Here is a 21,623-nt window from a genome sequence, read left to right as displayed (position 1 = left end):
TCAGCAATCACTTCTGTTTGCATAAGCGGACTAGGTCTGTGTAAAAGCAATACATCTATATAATCGGTTTGTAAATTCTTTAATGAATTTTCTACGCTCCAAATAATATGTTCTTTTGTGTAATCGTAATGTTTAATGCTATACTCTCGTTCCTCACAAACATATTTTATCCCACATTTGGTAATAAATTTTATTTCTTTTCTATCAATATTCATTTGAGCCCAAGCAGTTCCAAAAGCAGCTTCCATTGTATAGCCGCCATAAATATCAGCGTGGTCAAATGTTGTAATTTCCTCCGTTAAGCAAGTTGCTATAAGTTGCTGAATGGTGGTTTGGTTAAAATTTCTTCCCCATTTGCCCCAATTCATTGTGCCGGCAATAATAGATGATTTGTGAATAGACATTTTAGATATTTTTTATAAAAATAATAAGTATTTCTTAATTAGTTATAAAGATATAACAATTTGCCATTAAATTAACCGTCAATTAACTTCAACATCAATTAAATTGTTGTTGAATTTTTCAGTTATTCTTTAAATTTGATATCTTTGTAGTGTAAACAATAAAAACCAAAGGCATCTTTAAATAGGTGCTTTTTTTATTAACTGTATTCAAAAATGGAATGGTTCGCTTTATATACAAAGCCTCGTAATGAAAAAAAGGTTGCCGAAAACCTTGCTGCCCTTGGCATAGAGGTCTATTGTCCATTAGTAACCACTATCAAACAGTGGTCCGATCGGAAAAAAAAGGTAGAATCACCTTTGATTCCATCGTATGTTTTTGTAAAAATTGAGGAAGCAAATAGAAAAGACGTGTTTCAAGTAGCTGGCGTTGTACAATATGTTTTTTGGTTGGGCAAACCAGCAAAAATCCAACCCTATGAAATAGAAGCATTAAAAACACAATTAGCCGCACCTGTAATTAATGTAGCGATAGAAACCTGGACGCCCAACGCACAAATTCAAATAAGTGAAGGCCCATTTAAAAATCAAATGGCAGTTGTGGAAAAAGTATCTACAAACAAAGTAACTTTAATATTAAAATCGTTAGGAATCCGATTAGTTTTAGACCTTTAAAATTCTTTTCTTTTCTTAAATTTATTAATTGTATTATTATATTAAATACACCATAATATTCTTCGATAATTTTAAATATAAATTATTGATAAACAGAATTTTATAGAAAAATAAGAAAATTAATTTACCACTAAAATTAAATTTTAATTTATTTTATTTGTATTTTAGCGCTCTTAATTTAAAACTAACTATGAGCCTAATTGTATTAACTGGTACTACAGGATATATCGGACAAAATTTAACCAAATATTTTAATTCAAAATCTAAAAAAAACAAATCTATTTCGCTCCGATTTCAAAATTGGCACAAAATGATGCCTTTAGAAACGGAAATAATCATCCATTTAGCGGCAATAAATTTAAATCCGCAAGACAGCGCTTTTGACGAAGAATATTTTAGAGTAAATACTGAACTTACCTCTAAACTATTTCGATACTTTTTAAATTCAAATGCCAAAACGTTCATCTTTTTAAGCACAACGGAATTAATAGACAAATATATAACCGAAGTCAACGAAAATTCTAAAGTAAATCCTACTAATCCTTTTTTGCAATCTAAATTTGACGCAGAGCAATTTATTTTAAATCAAGAATTACCAGAAGGTAAAAGAGCCATTATATTACGAGTAGCTCCAGTATATGGTAGAGAAACAAAAAGCACGCTACACGATACATTTAGTTTTTGTAAACGATTTCCTTGGTTTTTTGGTGTTTTTGACACGAAACAATCCTTTTGCTATATTGATAACGTGACAGAAATTATCGCTCAAATTTCTGAAAAAACAGCGGTTACTTCAGGAATTTACAATGTATCAGATAACGAGCCAATTTCGTCGATTCAAATGGTTAATTGGATTGCTGATGTTTTCGACAAAAAAGCCAAAATTATTAAAGTCCCTAAAGGAGTATTAAACCTATTTGCTAAAATAGGGGACATCTTCAAATGGGAATTTAATTCTAAAAAACTTTTAGAAATTTCTCAATCAAGAATCATTAACGGGAACAAAGTAAAAGAAGCATTAGAGATGAATAAAATGCCTTTTGACACAGAAACCGCAGTACTAAAAACAATTGAGTATTACGACTCAATAAAGATATAAATAACGCTACAAACAACTATATTCAAACATAAAAGGGTATTTATTTTAAATAAATACCCTTTTTTAAATGTATAAAAATTTCTTATTTTAATACGGCAAGCAAAATTCCAGCTAAACTTGTTAATATACTGGCTATCCCAACAATTTCTCCAGTGCTCATTTTTGTTTTTTCTGGTTTTTCTGGTACAATAATTTTACTTCCTGCTAAAACTTTTGGGTATTTTCTAATCCCAAAAAAAGAACCTGACGCACTTGCCGAACCATTAGCGTGTACTACATACACTTTTTTCATCCAACCCTTTTCGGCGGTACCACCTGCATTTTTAATATAATATTTAACATTTTTTCCATTTCGATAAGGCACTTCCGTTTCAAACATTACCCCACCAGAAATTAGTACAGTTGACTTCTTATTAGGAATTCGTATAGAATCATTAACTTGGATAATTAAATTGCTCGTGCTATTTGGTTTCTTAGATATTAATTTCCAATCAATTGGAATTACTAACTCATTTCTTATGACGTTGATGGCTTCAATATCTGCTTCATCAGTAGTTCCTCCTGCTCTCTTAATAAAATCTAAAACACGCTCGTCCTTTTTTATGATTGCATAACCTCCTGGGTACAAAATCTCACCTGAAACACTTACCATTTGAGGGGTTTCAAAGGTTATAATTCGTCTAACGACTACCTGATCTTGTGGTTCCATTAAAAATGTAGCCGCTTGTTTTGGGTTTTTAGGGTCTATCGTAAGGTTAAAAGTGATAATTTTTTCTTTATCGTTTTGGTTGTAAACAACATCCTTTTTATTTCTGAATACCGCAATATTACTAGCAGCTTTATCGGTAAAAAATTCAGACTCTAATAATAAATCGTACAAACTCATTCCAGATACATAAGTAAACTCTCCAGGTTTACGAATCTCACCAGTTATAGACAACTTATAGCCATCTAACAATTCTTGATTGAAAAAAACTACAATTACATCTTCTTTCTGAAGCGTCATATTTGCAGATTCTTCTCCGTTAAGCGCGCTTTGTAAATTAAAACTGATGTATTCTTTTGTAAAATCGCTTTTCTGACGGATTAAAGAAGCCTTTTCTAAAAACACATTTTCAGTTACGCCGTCTGCTTTTTTCAACAAATCTTTTATAGTCATACTACCACTGTTTGGAAGACTATATTCACCAGGACGATATACTGCTCCTTTTATGTGCACACGATTTTCATAACGATTTAAAATTTTATCTACGCTAATAATATCTCCAGCTTTAGGAAGATACGAAGCGAATGTTAATTCATTTAAATCGGTTACTTTTAATTCAGAATTGGTTTTTTGTTTTACTAAAATTCTATTTTTATAAGCGTTTTCTGAAAATCCAGAAGCATATGAAATCACTTGTTTTAAATTTTCGCCTGCAACCAATTCAAAAATTCCAGGGCGTTTTATTTCGCCTTCTAACGTAACTCGGGCTTCATAACTTGGAATACGAATAACGTCATTATCTGTAAGCGAAATATTATCACTTTGATCCCCTTTCGTTAAAAAACGGTACAAATCTATTGTGCGAATAATTTTATTATTTCTAATCAATTCAATTTTTCTATAACTTCCTATGTCGCTTGGGCCTCCAGCCACGTGCAATGCGTTATATACCGAACTCATAGAACTTAATTGGTAGTTTCCAGGTTGTAGGGCGCCAATAATAGTTACTGAAATGGTTCGGTAATTGGAGACACTAAACGATAATTTACTGCCCTTACCAGCAAGTGTGCTATATATTTTTCCAATTTGTTTTTGTAATTTATTTTTCGCAGCTTCAAAAGCAAGGCCGCTTAAAAACACTTCGCCAACATTTGGAATGTTAATCGTGCCGTTTTTAGAAATAGTACCAGAATAGTTAAATTGCTGCACCCCATAAACACTAATATCCAATTCATCTCCAGGCCCTAAAATATAATTGGAAGAAGCCGGCATATTTTGATTGGGCTCGAAGGATAAATTTTTAGAACGAAACAACTCCGAACCAAAAACAGTTAAAGCATCATTTTTAATAAGTAATGTGTCTTTTACAATCGGTTTAAGTGGCTTTTTATTTTTATCAGTAGTAATATTTGAATTGTCCTTTTCTATTCTCGTTTTTAAAAGTGTAAATTCTGAAGACGACATTCCCTTAGCAAGAGCTAATGGTTCCGCTTGTTCCAAAGTCATTTGATTGGCTTTTAGTTCTTTCACAATTTGTGCAATTTCTGCTTCACTAAATTGTGCCGCTTTAATTTGACTCAAATCCTTTCCTTTTAAAAACTCTTGTCCAAAGGAAAAAAGGGAAAACAAAGTAAAACAACTAACAAGTAAAATGCGCTTCATAATATAAGAATTAAATTTATGTGTCAAAGGTAAGAAAAAAAACAACGTTTTAATAAATTACTAAACTAGCATTGTCTTCTGTTTTGAGTTCAAATGTGCAATTTTTGCATTCAATTCATCTCATTAGTTTCAAAAATATTTTTATAAACTAATGATTTCTTATCATTATGAACAGCCATTACTTCTTTTATGGCTTTTTCATAATAGGTTCTTAAAATTTTTGGCTCAATAATTTTAATATTATACATCCACTGGAATAACCAGCCCAAAAGTTCTCTGTTAATGCCACACGTTAAAGTTAAAAGTGTTTTTCCTTTTTTCTTTTCAAATTGCTGAGAATGATGCCAGGTATGATTTTGAACAAATTCGCTCAACACGTTTGAAATTTCTATTTGTATAATATAAATGTTGGAATTAATATTTTTTGTAACACCAAATCTTGAATCCAATTCTTTGCTTACTAAATAATAATAATCTTTTGGTTTACAAGTTTTGGGAAGAATAGAAACCCCTTCCATTTGACGAATACCATATATTACTACTTGGTTTTGAGATACATTATAACCACCAATGTAATAATTGTTTCTGTGAAAGATCATTAATACCGGAATAATTTGAATTTTCTTAGAGGTGAAAGAAAAATTATCACCTGTTTCATCGTTTTTTAAATCACGAATAAACAACATATTATTTTTGGAAATCGCTTCATTTATTAGCGCTCTTTTTGAAGATTCATTAGGCTTAGATTTCGGTAAATTAAAACTTGTATAATGGAGTGCATTGCCTTCATTAGAATCATCAATTGATGGCAATGTGCTTTGAATATGAAAATATTTTTCTTTTAACACATAAAAGGACTTTATACTTTCCTTTTCTTGAAAAAACAGTTCTACTTCTTTCAAATCGCGTTGAATTTGCCGCCTACTTTTCAAATATCCTGAGGACGCATAAAGTACAGTTAATTCATTTAATGAAAAAGGCCGGATTTTTAATGTAGTATAAACGAGTCGTAATCTGTTTGTTTTAGTTTGATGTGTCATATTTTGTCGTTATTAAAGACAAAAATACTATTTTTTATTCGAAAACAACACATTCCTAAAACATTTAAAATATTGATTTGAAGTTAATTGCTGTTGTATTGTTGATTTAGATGATAAAACACAACAGAGATGGGCTAAAGATGGCCTAACATAACCGAAATGGCATACTGTTTTTTTATATTTTTGTAGAATTAAAACTACGCAATTTAACAAAATGAAAGAAGAAGTATTTGTTATATTTAAAAAATATATACCAACTCCACTATGGCCAAACATCATTAAAACGGCAATTGAGTTTAAAGACAATTATTTTTTAAAACGCATTGGCGCTACCAAAAAATGGTACCGGAACTATTATTTAAAAGTAACCTTCAAAAGTCAAGTCGTAAAAAAAATCAGGCTATCTCTTGAAGACAAAAACGTGTTAAAACAAAATGTAAAAAAATTTAATCAAAGCTTAAAAACCCAACAATCAATAAACAATCATTTAAAAAAAGAATCTAAATTTTAGAAAAAACTTTTTTAGTATTAAAAATAAGAGTACTTTTGTTATTCAAAAATAAAATTTGTGTTATCCAATTTAATAACTTCAAAAACCCGTTTGCGCTTGCTGGTGAAATTTTTCATTAATGCTGCTAATGAAGGGTATTTAAGAGGTTTGGCTACAGAAATGCATGAGAACACTAATGCCATCCGAAAAGAGCTAAATAACCTTTCTGAGGCAGGCTATATTCTTCGTGAGGAGCAAGAATCTAAAGTGTTCTATCGTGCAAACAAACAACATCCGTATTTCTCATTATTGCAACAAATTGTTCGCAAACACATTGGTTTAGACGACATTATAGAGGCAGTCGTGAGTAGAATGGGAGAAGTGCATCGTGTGTTTTTGATTGGCGATTACGCTAAAGGAATTGATTCGGGTTTGTTAGAAGTAGTTATTGAAGGAGGAATAATCCATCAGCAGTACTTAGAGCAATTAAAAGAAAAAATAGAAAACGAAATTCAAAAAACCATCACTTTTCATACCACAAAACAGTATGAAGGCGATGGTTTATTAGTTTTCGAACAAGAATAAGAAGACCAAATTCGGTTTTCAATACCCGCCAGTTAGCCCAATTATGGGACTGACCAGGCGAAGCCGTGGAGTTAATGAGTCAATTAGTCAATGTGCTAATAAGCCGAGAGCCGTAAATCCAAAATCGTAATTCGTAAATTTAAAAACCCTTTACCCAAAACCTTTCACCTTATACCCATTAATAAATTTGAAAACCGAAAATAACATAATACTATCAGTAACGGGACTTGGCTATGTAGGTTTACCCTTAGCGCTTGAATTTGCTAAGAAATACAAAGTCATTGGTTTTGATATTAACAAAGAGCGAGTAGCCTTAATGAAACAAGGTATTGATCCTTCAAATGAATTAACGGCAAACGCTTTTAAAAACACAACCATTACCTTTACTTCTAATTTTGAAGAAGTTAAGGAAGCTAATTTTCATATTATCGGAGTACCAACCGATATCGATAAAAACAAAGTACCTAATCTTAATCCTTTATTAAGTGCTTCAAAAAGCATTGGAAAAATATTAAAAAAGGGCGATACCGTTGTATATGAATCAACCGTTTATCCGGGCTGTACAGAAGAAGATTGCGTGCCCGTTTTAGAAAAACACAGCGGTTTAAAAGCAGGTATCGATTTTCATTTTGGCTACAGTCCAGAACGCATAGTTCCGGGCGATAAAGTAAAAACAGTTACTAAAATTTTAAAAATTGTTTCAGGAAACAGTCCTGAAGCACTTGAAAAAATTGCAGCTGTTTACGGTTCCATTATCGAAGCAGGCTTACATTATGCACCTTCAATAAAAGTAGCTGAAGCTGCCAAAGTAATAGAAAACACGCAACGTGACATCAACATATCATTAATGAACGAATTGGCCATCATATTCGATAAAATGAATATAGATACACAAGCCGTAATAGAAGCCGCAGGAACCAAATGGAATTTTCACAAGTACCAACCGGGTTTAGTAGGAGGCCACTGTATCAGTGTCGACCCGTTTTATTTAATGCACAAAGCAAAAAAAATCGGAATTGACCCTCAAGTTATCGCTGCAGGAAGACGCGTAAATGATTTTATTCCCACGTTTATTGCTAAAAAAGTGGTTCAAACACTAATTGAACAAGACAAAAACCCAGGAAAATCCCGTGTGTTGGTGATGGGAATTACCTTTAAAGAAGAGGTATCCGACATTCGTAATTCTAAAGTAATCGATTTGATAAAAGAACTAAAAGACTATTCTGTTGAAGTTGATGTTATCGATCCTAACGCAGACCTATTAGAACTGAAACAGCATTATAATGTTCATTTAACACCCAACCCAACAGGAAAATACGATAGCATTATAGTAGCAGTAGGGCATCAAGCCTATCGCAATATGACACTATCAGATTTCGAAAAGCTATCTAACGGCCCTGTGTATATATTCGATATCAAAGGCGTCTTAAATAAAAAGAATTTTAAAAATTATTGGCGATTGTAGTTAATTTGAAGATTTGAAAATTCAATATTCGTTATTTAACATTCAATATTACAAATATAATTGTTGCCTTCGAGAGCCTCAGTCAACAACGAGAGCCTCAGTCAACTGACTGCTGACTGAGGCACTCGAAGTCAACAGAGATAACAACCAACCATTCACTGCGACCTTTGCGAAAAACGTTGCGACCTTTGCGGTTAAAATAAAAATCAGTGTTGCCTTCGAGAGCCTCAGTCAACAGAAATAACAAAAACCCAGCAATCACCGCGTCCTTTGCGAAACCCTTGTGAACCTTGCGGTAAAAAAAACAAGTATAACTAAAAAGTGAAAAGTAATTAGTAATAGCTAAAACCTAATACCCAATAACCTTCACCCAATACATTAAAAAATGGAAAACGACGAAATCACCTTAAAAGAACTCCTTCTTAAAGCAAAAGAATGGTACACGTTTTTATTATCTAAATGGAAAACAATTGTTTTAGCAGGAATCATAGGAGCCCTATTAGGTTTGGGTTATTCTTTTTATAAAAAACCCATATATACCGCCTCACTAACCTATGCTGTAGAAGACGGAAAAGCGTCTGGCGGACTTGGAGGAGCATTAGGATTAGCCAGTTCATTCGGATTAGATTTAGGAGGATCAAGTGGTGGTGCTTTTTCTGGTAGTAACTTGATGGAATTGTTTAAATCGCGTGCGATGGTAGAACAAACTTTATTAGCGCCCGTTACTCAAAACAACAAAACCATTTCCTTGGCTGAAATGTATATCCAAGATAAAAAGTGGCGCGAAAAATGGGAAGAAAAACCAGCCTTAAAAACTATTACATTTTTACCTAATATAGATAGAGCCAAATTCACTCGAGTACAAGACAGCATTTTTGGATTGATCTATAAAGAATTATCCACAGAGTCTTTAACCGTGGAGCAAAAAGACAAGAAGGTAGCCATTGGAACCATCACTATGAGATGTACCAACGAATACTTTGCGCAACAATTTAACTTAGCTTTGACGCAAACGGTAATCGATTTCTACGTTGAAACCAAAAGCAAACGTGCCAAAGAAAACATGGATATCTTGGTACGTCAAACCGATTCCATACGTGGGGAGTTGAATGGTGCCATCACTGGAGTAGCAGTAGCTAACGACAATACGTTTGGTCTCAATCCAGCTTTAAACGTAAAACGCGTACCATCAGCCAGACGTCAAGTCGATGTCCAAGCAAATACAGCCATCTTAACCGAAATCGTAAAACAAGCCGAATTAGCCAAAGTAACCTTACGTAAAGAAACCCCATTAATTCAAATCATCGACCAACCGATTTTACCTTTACCAAAAGAAAAATTCGGAAAAGCAAAAGGAATTCTATTAGGCGGCATCTTAGCTGGTTTTTTAACCATTTTAGGATTGATTATAAGAAGGATTTTTAAAGAGTTAAGTCTTTAATGTGCCAATTAGACAATGTGTCAATTTGATAATTTGATAATTTGAAGATTTGACCCGAGGCAAAGCCAAACAAAGCACAGCTAAAATTCAAAATTCCTCGTTAAAAATAATAAAATTCAAAAGTAATTCATAAAGACGAATAAGACGTAAATCCAAAATCGTAATTCGTAAATTTAAAAACCTTTTACCCAAAACCTCACACCCAATACCCATTAAAAAAATGAAAAAAGCCATTATAGTTTCCGGATATTTCAATCCCATTCACAAAGGCCATATTGAATATTTCAATAATGCCAAAGCGATGGGCGATTACCTTATTGTAATTGTTAATAACGACAAACAAAGGGCTTTAAAAGGTAGTAAAGAATTTCAACAAGAAGATGAACGTGTGTTTATCGTGTCTAACATTAAAAGTGTAGACCAAGTTTTTCTATCTATTGACGAAGATCGTACGGTTTGTGCAACAATACAACATATACACGAACAATTACATAACGAGTACCAACTAGCTTTTGCCAATGGTGGTGACCAAAATAATAACTCCATACCAGAAGCACCCATTTGTGAAACATTAGGAATAATATTATTAGATGGTTTAGGCGATAAAATTCAATCATCAAGTTGGTTGTTGAAATAAAAAATATTTTTTCAACGCTATTTATTGAACAAAATTTGAAATGATTAGAATAAATTCTTTAAAAAACTTATATTTTTTTAAAATATTATCCGAAGGTATTGGGAGAAGTATTGGAGTAAATTTATTATGGACAATTTTTGGTTCAGTTTTTACGCAGTTATTAACATTAGTAACTTTTTATTTTGTAGCTAGAATATTAAATGTTAGGGAGTATGGTGAGTTTGCTTTAGTACGTTCTACTATTTTTATGTTTACTATTTTTGTTGGTTATAGTTTGGGTATTACCGCAACTAAATGTGTTGCTGAATATAATAATACTGATGATGAAAAAACTGGAAAAATTGCTGGTTTAACTTTAAAAATTGCTTTTTTTGCAGGGATAATTATTGGTTTATGTGTTTTGATTTTTGCACCGTATATATCTATATATTCATTCAATTCAAATTATTTAACTCAAGAATTACGTATTAGTTCAATCATCTTGTTTTTTTCTTCATTAAATGGAGCATTAAATGGAATATTAGCTGGTTTTAAAAGTTTTAAAATAATTGCAAAGATCAATTTTTTTTCATCGTTTATTACTGTTTTTACAGTACCTGTATTTTCTATCTATTTTGGATTGAATGGTGCCATGTTCGGATTATGTTTAAATTCAGTAATATTATTATTATTTAATTATTATTATGTTAATATTACCCTTAAAAGCAACTTTATTAAATTAGAATTTAAAGATACAAGATCGTTGTTTGGTATATTACATAAATTTACATTACCAGCATTATTATCAGGAATAATGGGTGGTCCCGTAACTTGGATATGTAATTCAATGTTAGTAAGACAACCAAATGGTTTAGAGAATATTGCTGTTTTTGATGTAGCTTATCAATGGAGAAATGCTGTTCTTTTTTTCCCTGTATTGCTAGGACAAGTTATACTCCCATATTTTACATCTTCAGTAAGTGATTCTAATACATTTAGAAAAATGTTTAGAGCTAATGTCATTTTAAACTTTCTTTTTTCAATTATATTAGCAACTATAATATCTTTATTTGCAAAAATAATTATGGGAACATATGGTGTTAAATATGAAGAAGGATATATATTGCTTATAATTCTTGTTTTTACAACTGTTTTAAATTCTGTTAATAGTGTTGTTGGGCAGGCAATTGCTAGCAAAGGTAAAATGTGGGTTGGTTTCTATTTAAACTTGGTATGGGGCTCAACACTTATTTTATCAACCTATTTATTTTTACGATTTGGTTATTCTTCAATTGGACTTGCAATTTCTTATTTAATTTCTTACATAATACACACTATATTAAGTTACTTATATTACAGGAATAGTTTATTTTCAGAGAAAAATATTGAATAAAAATTAATAATTAAAAAAACATTGTGAAAAAAATATTGTTAGTTTTTGGTACTAGACCAGAAGCAATTAAAATGGCTCCACTGGTTAATGAGTTCAACAAGCATAAAGATAAGTTTATTACTAAAGTTTGTGTTACAGCACAACATAGAGAAATGCTAGATCAAGTACTTGATTTTTTTGAAATTCAACCAGATTATGATTTAAATCTAATGAAGCCAGGTCAAAACTTGTTCCATTTGACAGCTGATGTGCTTACAGAAATGAAAAGTGTTTTTGAAGATTTTAAACCTGATTTTGTATTTGTTCATGGAGACACTACAACTTCAACTTCAACTGCACTTGCAGCTTTTTATGCTCAAATAAAGGTATGTCACATTGAAGCTGGTCTTAGAACTTATGATAAATGGTCTCCATTTCCAGAAGAGATGAATAGACAATTAACAGGCAAAATAGCAGATTATCATTTTTCACCAACAGAAGGCTCTAAGAATAATTTGATTAATGAGGGGGTTTCCAAAAACAGCATTCTTGTTACTGGTAACACTGTTATTGATGCTTTATTATTAGCAGAACAAAAAGTCGATAGCATTTATGATGAACAGATTGAGTTTTTAAAATCAATAGTAGATAAAACTAAAAAAATTATTCTAGTTACTGGACATAGAAGAGAGAATTTTGGGAATGGTTTTATAAATATTTGTAATGCATTAAAAGAACTTTCTAATAATAATGAAGTACAAATTATTTTCCCTGTTCATTTAAATCCTAATGTTAAAGAACCAGTTTATTCAATCTTGGGCAATAATAATTCTATTAAATTAATAAGTCCACTTGCGTATCCTGCTTTTGTATGGTTGATGAAACAATCTTATTTAATTATAACAGATAGCGGTGGCATTCAAGAAGAAGCACCGTCTCTAGGGAAACCGGTATTGGTTATGCGTGACACAACTGAAAGACCAGAGGCAGTTGAAGCTGGTACAGTAATCTTAGTAGGTACAAATCAAGAAAAAATTACTTTTGAGTGTAATAACTTGTTAAATAACAAAGAAACCTATAACAAGATGAGTGCTTTACACAATCCTTATGGAGATGGAAAATCTTCCTTAAGAATAATTGATTTTTTTAAAAAAATATAAATTATAATTATATGAATATAGGCAAATACACCTTAAATTATGACTCATTGTCAAACTATTTTTCCAAAGTTATCTTTGGTAATAATTCAAAATCATATTGGAACAATCGATTTAAGCGTAATTGGGTAACGAATAATGGTAGGTTGCAAACTGGAATATTTACTGCATCATTCTGTATGAATGATATTGGTATAACTCCAAAAACGATTTTAGATTATGGTTGTGGCGCTGGAGATTCCGTTCCTTTTTTAAAGATTAAATATCCAAATTCTGAAATATATTTATTTGATTTTTCAGAGAAAGCCCAAGAATTACAAAAAAAATATCAAAAATATTCTGTGATTTTAAAAGATGTTAATAATTCCAAGAAATATGATTTAGTTTACTGCTCAAATGTAATCGAACATATTGTTGAACTAACACCTTTCCTTGAGAAACTTTGTTCTCTTTCAAATGAAAATGTTGTAATTCAAGCGCCTTATTCTGAATTTCATAAAGATGGGGATTTGATTACACCAGATTTTCCTAAAGGAGAGCATGTTAGAACAATCACAGAATCTTTTATTCAAACGCTTCCGACAACATTTGAATGGAAATACTATCTAGTTGATTCCCCAATTGCCTGGGAATATGGCAAACAAGTTATTTATTGGGGTAAAAAGTGTAATTGATAATTTTTTATCATCATCACGAATAATAAAATACATTAATGATTTGTTAAATTTCTAATATTTAAATAAATAAAAAAATGAGTAAGTTTTTAATTACAGGAGGTTTAGGTTTTGTTGGTAATGAAATAGTTAGACAAATAAGAAAACAACACGAAGTTTATATAATAGATTCTAAAAATAGGATTGCACCATATATAGATGATTTAAACGATGTGCCATGTTTTGAGATTGATATTACTGATAAATATAAATTAGAAGATATATTTAATAAAATAGTGCCTGATTTTGTAATTCATTTAGCGGCTATTCATTTTATTCCTGAATGTAATGAATACCCAAATAGAACATTAAAAGTCAATGTTGAAGGAACACAGAATCTTCTTGATTTAAGTGAAAAATATAATGTAAAACATTTTGTAATGGCCTCTTCAGGAGCTGTTTATTCTGATTCACCCTTAGCTCTTAATGAAAAAAACTCGAATATTGAACCTGTTGATGTTTATGGATTTTCAAAATTATTTTGTGAAAATCTTGGTAAATTGAAATCCAAAAATAATTTGTTACCTGTTACAATGGTTAGATTGTTTAATGTTTATGGGCCAAGAGAAACAAATCCACATATAATACCTGAAATTATTGATCAACTTAGAATTAGCAATGAGTTAAAGCTAGGTACAATATCTACATATAGAGATTTTGTTTATACGGAGGATGTAGCAAATATTTTTATTAAACTTTCATTAGATATTCCTGATAATAAGTATAGAGTTATTAATCTAGGTTCAGGAGTTGCCTATACGATTCAAAATCTCATTGAAATTATTTCTGAAATTTTATCTAGGGAAATAAATGTTAATATTGACCCTAATCGTAAAAGGAAAGTTGATAAATTAGTACAAGTTGCAGATAACTCATATTTACTTTCTTTATTCCCGGATTTTAAATTTAGGGAATTTAGGAAAGGAATTGAGGATTTATTGATTTATGAAAAGTTATTATAGAATGTGTAAACCCAAATTAGCGGTTATCTGTGGGCTTCCGCCAAATAAAGAGGGGGAGTCTAATTATAGTTATCAAGTTTATAATGAATTTTTGAATAAATATTCTCATATATATGAGGTAAAATTCTTTTCACATAAAATAGATTCTAATGAAGTACTACCCATAAATAAATGGAAAATTATTAGATTGACCGAAGGTATTGGTATTAAAAGATTACTTTCTGTGTTTAAACTTTTAATACAAGTATTAAAGTATAATCCCAAAGTAGTTCATTTGCAAGGAGCACATACTTCACTTTATGGTATGAATATCGGAGAACCAATTATCGTATTATTGTTGGTGTTTAAGTTGAGAGGAATAAAGACGGTGCATACTATTCATTCAACTTGGCTGGATATTCATTTAACCGAAATGTTTAATGAAAAAAAATCAAATTCTATTGTACGTTACTTTGGTAAATTATATATAAAGCTTGTTACTAAGTGCGCAAACCAATTAGTTGATGTTTTAAGGGTTTTGGTTGCTGGTGAATTTTCAGACATGGATAAAAAGTACGTAAGTTATTATAAATTAAAGCACACTTTAATTAAAAAAGAACTTCATCCTTGTTCATTAAATAAGGTTGATATAGATACAATTATCAATATTAGGAAATTAAACAATTTTTCCGATAAATATGTTTTTTTGGCCTCTGGTTTTGTAAGAAGAGATAAAGGATATCATAAAATAATTGAGGTTTTTCCTGAACTAATATCATTTTTCCCAAATATAAAGTTGATTATTGCAGGACTTCCTCAAGGAAGTGATGGGATGAAATATTCTATTGAATTGGAACAACAAGTTAATGATTTAGATTTAACTAAGTATGTTGATCTAAGGTTTTATTTTATAGAAAATGAAGAGTATGATAGTATTTTCTTATCTGCTAATTCAATAATAATTCCTTACACCAGGTCGATTGGCGCAAGTGGTCCAATGCATAATGCAATTTCTTTAGGTAAGACAATTATTGCTTCAGATTTAGATCATAATTGTGGTCTAAGAAATGTTGTAAATTTATATGATCCATTTATGAAAGAAAGCATGATTAATGCATTAAAAGAGGCAATTATTAGGAATGAAATAATTAATAATAATAGTATTCAATATGCTAAAAAACATTTATGGAGTGATTTAGCATTTGATTATTACAATGATTATCAACAATTATTAAATGGAAAATAGAGTAAAAAAGAATATATGGGTTGTAACATGTTCTTATGGCGTCTATAGCGATTCTCATACGATTAGATTAAGAAATTTGTTGTATAATTTTGATTCTTCAATTTATAATTTAAAAATTATTTCACCTGGCCCAATATCGAATGGGTTGAAGATTAATGAATATGCAGAAGAGATTTTTTTAGACACCCCATTGTTTTTTAAAATTTTAAAATTTTTGAAAAATTTTAGATTTTTTGGAATTTTTTTGGAATGGTTGTTTAGAAATCTATTTTACAGGTTTGCTTTTCCCGATTTATTTATGTTTTGGGATTTTACGGTGATTAATTATTTTAGAAATAATAAAGATAATTTGCCAGATATTGTAATATCTGCTTCTGGAAGCCCTGTAGTTCATGTTGCAATATTAAAATTAAGAAAACTTTATAAATTTTTATGGATTGCTGATTTTGGTGATCCATGGTTTATTGTGGATAAACAACTAAGACCATTTTATGCTCCGTTTAGTAAAAAAAACGAAAAAAAAATTATTTCAGTTTCAGATCATACATTATTAACAAGCCATCTTACACTCCGAGAGTATGAAAATATTTATGACAATTTCAGCAAAAATAAAGCCCATATATTTCCTTATGGTTTTTTAAATAAAGATATAAATAGCTTTAATACAAATGATTTTGATAAGAATAAATTTAATATTTCTCATGTAGGAACCGCACATAAGTCCGATAGAAATCTGTTACCACTTTTTGAGGTTTTAAATGGACTTGAGAATGAAAACAAATTTAAACCTTTTTATAATTTTATTCTTGCAGGTAATTATAGTATTGATTTCAAAAAATATCTGATTAATTCTATAATAACTTCTAATATTTTAGGGAAAGTTTCTTTTTATGATTCAATTCAAATCATGGGGAACTCACAATTAAATATTATAGTAGGTAATTTTAATGGCATACAAATTCCAGGAAAAGTATTTATGTGTTTATCAATTCCTGTACCAATATTATATATAGCACAAACAGATTCAGATTCAGATGAAGCGATGAAATATTTATCTTTATTTCAAGGCATCGTTTATTGCGAAAATAATATCGAAAGTATCAGGTTTCAAATATTAAATATTGTTTCAAATATTGATATGTTAAAAAAGCAATCTTTAGAAAGGGTTAAATCGGATACCCTTTTGAAATTGGAAGGTGTTTCTCTTTCGACTCAATTAGAAGAAATTATTGTTAATAGACAAATTTAAAAAGTTATAACTTTACGATTGTACTTATATATCTAATGGTTGGAATCAATTTTATTTTTACAAAAATATTGAGAATTTATAAAAACTATACTTAATGAATGTCCTATTTATAAGTAATCATGATAAAATTCCTGAGGAGGAGGTTGGATTTAATCATCCTTTATATCAAATTGATGAATTTTTAAAGTTAGGTTATAATGTAACTTACATTGTTCCTTCTTTTAATCATTTTAATAAAACTCAAAGAATCTACAATGAAAATATTTACAGCATAAATGAAAAATTTAAAGTAGTTTTAATTAAGTCAATTTCTTATAGTGGTAACATTAGTGTAAAAAGATTTTTATCACATTTTTTATTTTCAGTTTCTGTCTTGAAGTATGTTGTTAAATTAAAAAAGATTGACATTATTTTTTTAGCATTACCATCACCTTTTCTCGACATAGTTTGTGTTTTTCTAAAAAAGATATTCAAAGCGGAATTATATGTTGATTTCAGAGATTTATGGCCAGAACTTTTTGAAGTTTATCTTACGGGTGTTCTTAAAATAATATCTTGGCCATTTATAAAATTGTTGTATCTAAATAGATATATTACATTTAAAAACGCTTCTGTAATAACAGCAGTAAGTAATACTTATTTGAAAATTGCACAAAGAAGCAACCCTAATGCACTGTCTGATGTTGTTTATTTAGGTTATGATGAAAATTTGAATCATGATAAAATTTGTCAAAATAATATTCTTGGAACATTAAACATTATTTATGCGGGTAGCCTTAGTCATAATTATGACGTTGAATGTCTATTAAGTGTGATTAAAATAATTGATGAAAATTATTCAGAATATGATATTTTATTTCATGTTGCCGGAAATGGCTTTTATAGCGAAAACATTCAAAAACATGCAGTAATTCATAATAAAAAATTAAAGTTTTATGGTAAGCTTGAAAGAGAAAGTCTAAACGATCTATATAGTAAGTGTAGTGTTAGTTTATGTATATATGATAGTAAGACATTAATTTCTTTTCCAGCAAAAATATTTGAGTTAATGTTTAAAAAATTACCTATTATAAATTCATTAAAAGGAGAAGTGGGAGAACTGATTGAAAATAAACGTATTGGATTAAATTATTCTGCTGGAGATATAGATTCATTACTTAATCAAATTCTTATTTTTTATAAAAATAGAAATTTGTTGGTTGAATATAAAAACAATATGAATGAATGTAAGGATTATTATAGTAAGGAAAATCAATATTCTAAATTTAGTCTTTTAATAAAAAGTAAAATTAAATGAAAATAATATATGCTCATACAACCTCAGTTAATTATGTAAGAGTCAAAAAAAATCTAGATTTTTTTGATTCAATGGGTGATGAAATAATTTATTATGGAGCTCAAAGAGAAGGTCAAGAACAAGACAAACTTCATGAGATTAATAAAAATTTTAATAATGTAAAAGTTTCATATTATAATAAGACTATACCACATGGAATTAGAAGTGTTTTTGCTTTCTTTGGATACATAATTAATTTGAATAGGCTTATAAAAAAAGAAAAACCGGATTATATAATAATTACAAATGAAGAGCTATATCTTGCTTTATTATTTGGTATTGGTAAATCTAAAATTATTTTAGATGCAATTGATGCAATTGATATTAGGGTAAATGTAAATTCAGTTTTTAGAGGTATACTCTATACTTTTGTTAAGTTTGTAAGGAATAAAGTAGATAGTGTTGTTGAAGTAGAGGAATTTAGGAAAAACAGATTTCCAATATATGCTAATAAAACAATCGTGATAAGAAACACTCCTAATGTTTTTAAATTTGAAAATATTGAAAATAATTTCGGAAATTATATTTATGCAAGTGGGTCATTAAATCAAGATATTAACGGAATAGAACAATTGATTGATGCAATTGAATTAGTTAATAAAAATTCAGAAAATACTATTCAATTACTAATAGCAGGAATTATTAAAGGGGAGGAATTACTACAAAAAATTAAATCTAAATCTTTTGTAAAACTATTAGGATATTTGAGTTTAAAGAATAGTTACATGTATGCTAGTAATTCAATATCAATGTTTGCGTTTTACAGACCCGACAGATTAAATTTTATAAATGCGGCTCCAAATAAAGTTTATGAAAGTTTTATGTTGGGGAAACCAATTTTGATAAACAAAGAATGTTTAATATCAGAACTATGTATTAATAAAGGGAATGGTTTCCAATCAATTTATTATGATCATATAAAATTGGCTAAAAAAATACAGGAAATTTTAGAATTAGATTTAAATAAATTTGAATATCTAAAGTATGATTTTCAAAATAATGATAGTTGGGATATTGAAAAAGTCAAATGGAGCCAGATAATTAAGTAAAATGGTGTCTTTTGTAGTTTCTTTATTACTTATTTTCAGATTAATATATTTAATTTTTTTTAAATATAGGAAAGGTATTTTATATCCTGAATATTTTATATTATTACCTCCATTCTTTTTATTTGTTATTCCTTATTATATTAATGGGTGTCGCGACTTAAGTAATTTAACTCTATTTGGGTTAGTTATAGTGTTATTAGTTAGTTTTATTAGTAGCAAAAATATATATAATTCTATTAAGTTAAAACAGAAAAAAATCTTAATAAGTAAAAAATTCAATTTAATTTCTATTTTAGCCTATATTTATTTATTTGTATTAATAATTACTATTTATAATTTATTGAAGTCAAGCTCTTTATTTGAAATATTAATTTCAAATAGACTTGAAAATTATTTTGAAGAGTCAATAGATACTGGTAGTGTTCTAGGCTCTTTTTCTATAGTATTATCTTTTTTTTATTATATTAAAATTTCACAATTATTTATTGAAAAAAAATACTTGTTGGCTTCTGTTTTTATCATTGTAGAATTAATTTATTTAGTACTTTTTGCTGTAACTAGATTATCGATAGTCTTCCCAGTAATTAGTATAATATTATTTCTACTTTTAATATTCAAGATTAGTTTTAAGAAGACAATATTTTTTTCAATTTCTTTATTATTTTTCTTAATGTTTTACCTGTCCTATTCAAATAAGTTGAGAACAGGGCAAGATAGTTCACAGAAAATTTCATTAACTGAAACTTTTACTGATATCTCTAGAGAATTAGATTATGAAAATTTTCATAATATGGCTTACAATTATGTAAAAATGAATGACTATGAGTACGGTTATGGTTGGTTTTTAGGTTCTGTAGTAAATTTTATACCGAGATTTTTATATCCAAATAAGCCAGTTACTTCAGCTGCGAATAGATTTACTGAAAAGATAACCGGAAGTCCGCCTTCAATGTATAATCCAGTAATAACGTTTACTTTAATAGGGGATGGTTATTTACAGTTGGGGTATATTGGAATAATTATTAATATTTTAGTTTTTTACTTTATTTCTTCTATTATTTTTTGGAAACTTTATTTTATTCCAGATAATATTGGAGTTTATCCTGCAATTAGGTTTTCCTTTATGGCGTTTATTTATTTTAGGGCGGAAATTCCATTTGTACAATATTTTATATATTTGGTTTTTTTATGGTTTTTTTATAAATTTAGTTATGAAAGATAAAGAAGTTTCAACTATAAAAATTCAAGGTAAATACTACCAAAAATATAATAAACAAATTGTTAATATTCACTTAAATGCTTTCAAAAACTTTTATTTAACTAGTTTAGGTAAGCCTTTTTTAAGCGAATTTTATAATTCAATAATAAATCATGATAACGGTCTTGTTATAGCTTTAGTTTTTCAAAATAGGGTGGTTGCTTTTGCAGCAGGAACTAGTTGTGAACATTTTTAAGAAAAATTTTTTTTCTTTAGCATTAAGCTGTGTCCCAGTACTTTTAAAAACACCAATGAAAATTTTTAGTATTTTGGGACATTTATTTAATGTAAAATCAAATAAAGCAAAAAGGATTAATGCATCTTTATTATCTATATGTGTTGATCCCTCTTTTCCAAATATGGGTTTTGGTCAAATTATATTAAAAGAATTCGAGAAAGAGCTATTTAAAGTTAATGATAAAATCACGTTAACGACAGATGCATTAAATAACCAATATGTTAATAATTTTTATATTAAAAATGGCTATATATTAGAGACTGAATTTTTTCAAGGAAAACGAAAGATGAATCTTTACATGAAAAAAAATATTTAATTTATGAAAATACCGTTCTCGCCTCCCTACATCGATAAAGATGTAATCGAAGAGATAAATCATTCCTTGCGCTCTGGTTGGATTACTTCTGGTCCAAAAGTAAAAGCTTTAGAAGAAGAAGTTTCAAAATTAGTATCTGTTAATCATACTGTCTGTGTGAATTCTTGGACTTCAGGTGCTATTTTAGTGTTAAAATGGTTTGGAGTTAAAGAAGGAGATGAAGTAATTGTTCCGGCTTATACCTATAGTGCTACAGCTTTAGCAGTTATTCATTGTGGTGCGACACCTGTTATGGTAGATGTTAACGAAGACTTTACTATAGATGTAAATAAAATTGAACAAGCTATTACAGAAAAGACTAAGGTGATTATGCCTGTAGATATAGCGGGATGGCCTTGTGATTATGATAAAATTAATGCCTTGGTTAATAAAAGTAAAGTTAGAGATTTATTTTGTTCTACTTCAGATAAACAAAAACAGCTGGGTAGAATCTTGGTTATATCAGATGCGGCTCATTCCATTGGCGCAAAATACAAAGGGATGCAGGCAGGTAAATTAACTGATATTA

At 29.3% G+C, this 21,623-nt stretch carries 22 protein-coding genes; 19 read left to right on the top strand and 3 right to left on the bottom strand.

What is annotated here, in order from left to right; genetic code table 11:
- On the bottom strand, nucleotides 1-404 hold a 404-nt coding region (locus tag ACIQ11_RS02310; protein WP_396152445.1), incomplete at its 3' end, for an aldo/keto reductase.
- Nucleotides 405-617: 213 nt separating this feature from the next.
- Here ACIQ11_RS02310 and ACIQ11_RS02305 point away from each other — a divergent pair.
- Together ACIQ11_RS02305 and ACIQ11_RS02300 are read left to right on the top strand one after the other, a co-directional pair.
- Nucleotides 618-1,076 (top strand): transcription termination/antitermination protein NusG, encoded by a 459-nt coding sequence (locus ACIQ11_RS02305; RefSeq protein WP_396152443.1) that lies wholly within the window; start codon nucleotides 618-620, stop codon nucleotides 1,074-1,076.
- Between the two features lie 190 nt (nucleotides 1,077-1,266).
- A complete protein-coding gene (locus ACIQ11_RS02300) occupies nucleotides 1,267-2,175 on the top strand; it encodes an NAD-dependent epimerase/dehydratase family protein (protein ID WP_396152440.1) in 909 nt (302 codons plus the stop codon).
- Nucleotides 2,176-2,257: 82 nt separating this feature from the next.
- Here ACIQ11_RS02300 and ACIQ11_RS02295 read toward each other — a convergent pair whose 3' ends face one another.
- On the bottom strand, nucleotides 2,258-4,462 hold the full coding sequence (locus ACIQ11_RS02295; protein ID WP_396152437.1) for an SLBB domain-containing protein: 2,205 nt from the start codon (nucleotides 4,460-4,462) through the stop codon (nucleotides 2,258-2,260).
- Between the two features lie 191 nt (nucleotides 4,463-4,653).
- On the bottom strand, nucleotides 4,654-5,583 hold the full coding sequence (locus tag ACIQ11_RS02290) for a WYL domain-containing protein (protein WP_396152433.1): 930 nt from the start codon (nucleotides 5,581-5,583) through the stop codon (nucleotides 4,654-4,656).
- Nucleotides 5,584-5,797: 214 nt separating this feature from the next.
- Between ACIQ11_RS02290 and ACIQ11_RS02285 the strand changes: the two genes are divergently transcribed.
- The 17 genes from ACIQ11_RS02285 to ACIQ11_RS02205 form a co-directional block, all read left to right on the top strand.
- A complete protein-coding gene (locus ACIQ11_RS02285; protein WP_396152431.1) occupies nucleotides 5,798-6,094 on the top strand; it encodes a hypothetical protein in 297 nt (98 codons plus the stop codon).
- 57 nt (nucleotides 6,095-6,151) lie between these two features.
- Entirely contained in the window at nucleotides 6,152-6,658 is a 507-nt protein-coding gene (locus ACIQ11_RS02280; protein ID WP_396152429.1) for an ArsR family transcriptional regulator, read from the top strand.
- 187 nt (nucleotides 6,659-6,845) lie between these two features.
- Nucleotides 6,846-8,123: a nucleotide sugar dehydrogenase gene (locus tag ACIQ11_RS02275; RefSeq protein WP_396152427.1), complete on the top strand. Its 1,278-nt coding sequence runs from the start codon at nucleotides 6,846-6,848 to the stop codon at nucleotides 8,121-8,123.
- A gap of 385 nt (nucleotides 8,124-8,508) precedes the next feature.
- Entirely contained in the window at nucleotides 8,509-9,564 is a 1,056-nt protein-coding gene (locus tag ACIQ11_RS02270) for a Wzz/FepE/Etk N-terminal domain-containing protein (protein WP_396152425.1), read from the top strand.
- A 220-nt stretch (nucleotides 9,565-9,784) separates the two neighbouring features.
- Entirely contained in the window at nucleotides 9,785-10,201 is a 417-nt protein-coding gene (locus ACIQ11_RS02265; protein WP_396152422.1) for an adenylyltransferase/cytidyltransferase family protein, read from the top strand.
- 40 nt (nucleotides 10,202-10,241) lie between these two features.
- A complete protein-coding gene (locus ACIQ11_RS02260) occupies nucleotides 10,242-11,573 on the top strand; it encodes an oligosaccharide flippase family protein (RefSeq protein WP_396152420.1) in 1,332 nt (443 codons plus the stop codon).
- A gap of 23 nt (nucleotides 11,574-11,596) precedes the next feature.
- Nucleotides 11,597-12,712 (top strand): non-hydrolyzing UDP-N-acetylglucosamine 2-epimerase, encoded by a 1,116-nt coding sequence (gene wecB, locus ACIQ11_RS02255; protein ID WP_396152416.1) that lies wholly within the window; start codon nucleotides 11,597-11,599, stop codon nucleotides 12,710-12,712.
- Between the two features lie 11 nt (nucleotides 12,713-12,723).
- Nucleotides 12,724-13,383, top strand: a complete 660-nt coding sequence (locus ACIQ11_RS02250; protein ID WP_396152414.1) for a class I SAM-dependent methyltransferase — start codon at nucleotides 12,724-12,726, stop codon at nucleotides 13,381-13,383.
- Between the two features lie 77 nt (nucleotides 13,384-13,460).
- Nucleotides 13,461-14,384, top strand: a complete 924-nt coding sequence (locus ACIQ11_RS02245) for an NAD-dependent epimerase/dehydratase family protein (protein WP_396152412.1) — start codon at nucleotides 13,461-13,463, stop codon at nucleotides 14,382-14,384.
- Nucleotides 14,368-15,609: a glycosyltransferase gene (locus tag ACIQ11_RS02240; RefSeq protein ID WP_396152410.1), complete on the top strand. Its 1,242-nt coding sequence runs from the start codon at nucleotides 14,368-14,370 to the stop codon at nucleotides 15,607-15,609. The genes ACIQ11_RS02245 and ACIQ11_RS02240 overlap by 17 nt, the downstream gene beginning before the upstream one ends.
- Nucleotides 15,599-16,858, top strand: coding sequence for a hypothetical protein (locus tag ACIQ11_RS02235; RefSeq protein WP_396152408.1), 1,260 nt, complete (start codon nucleotides 15,599-15,601; stop codon nucleotides 16,856-16,858). Before ACIQ11_RS02240 ends, ACIQ11_RS02235 begins: the two co-directional genes overlap by 11 nt.
- Before the next feature lie 94 nt (nucleotides 16,859-16,952).
- Nucleotides 16,953-18,155: a glycosyltransferase family 4 protein gene (locus tag ACIQ11_RS02230; RefSeq protein WP_396152406.1), complete on the top strand. Its 1,203-nt coding sequence runs from the start codon at nucleotides 16,953-16,955 to the stop codon at nucleotides 18,153-18,155.
- The gene (locus tag ACIQ11_RS02225) at nucleotides 18,152-19,243 is read left to right on the top strand and encodes a glycosyltransferase (RefSeq protein WP_396152404.1); all 1,092 of its coding nucleotides are present in this window, start codon (nucleotides 18,152-18,154) and stop codon (nucleotides 19,241-19,243) included. Before ACIQ11_RS02230 ends, ACIQ11_RS02225 begins: the two co-directional genes overlap by 4 nt.
- Nucleotide 19,244: 1 nt before the next feature.
- Complete coding sequence (locus ACIQ11_RS02220) at nucleotides 19,245-20,465, top strand: O-antigen polymerase (protein ID WP_396152402.1); 1,221 nt, start codon at nucleotides 19,245-19,247, stop codon at nucleotides 20,463-20,465.
- Nucleotides 20,455-20,697, top strand: coding sequence for a hypothetical protein (locus ACIQ11_RS02215; RefSeq protein WP_396152400.1), 243 nt, complete (start codon nucleotides 20,455-20,457; stop codon nucleotides 20,695-20,697). Before ACIQ11_RS02220 ends, ACIQ11_RS02215 begins: the two co-directional genes overlap by 11 nt.
- 55 nt (nucleotides 20,698-20,752) lie before the next feature.
- Entirely contained in the window at nucleotides 20,753-21,055 is a 303-nt protein-coding gene (locus ACIQ11_RS02210; protein ID WP_396152398.1) for a GNAT family N-acetyltransferase, read from the top strand.
- 3 nt (nucleotides 21,056-21,058) lie between these two features.
- Nucleotides 21,059-21,623 (top strand): DegT/DnrJ/EryC1/StrS family aminotransferase (locus ACIQ11_RS02205; RefSeq protein ID WP_396152396.1); only part of this gene is annotated, 565 nt, incomplete at its 3' end.

Origin of the sequence: Flavobacterium sp., from assembly GCF_044361065.1 — a bacterium.
Lineage (GTDB): Bacteria > Bacteroidota > Bacteroidia > Flavobacteriales > Flavobacteriaceae > Flavobacterium.
The sequence above is the reverse complement of the archived record's forward strand: the minus strand, read 5'-3'. Positions and strand labels throughout refer to the sequence as shown.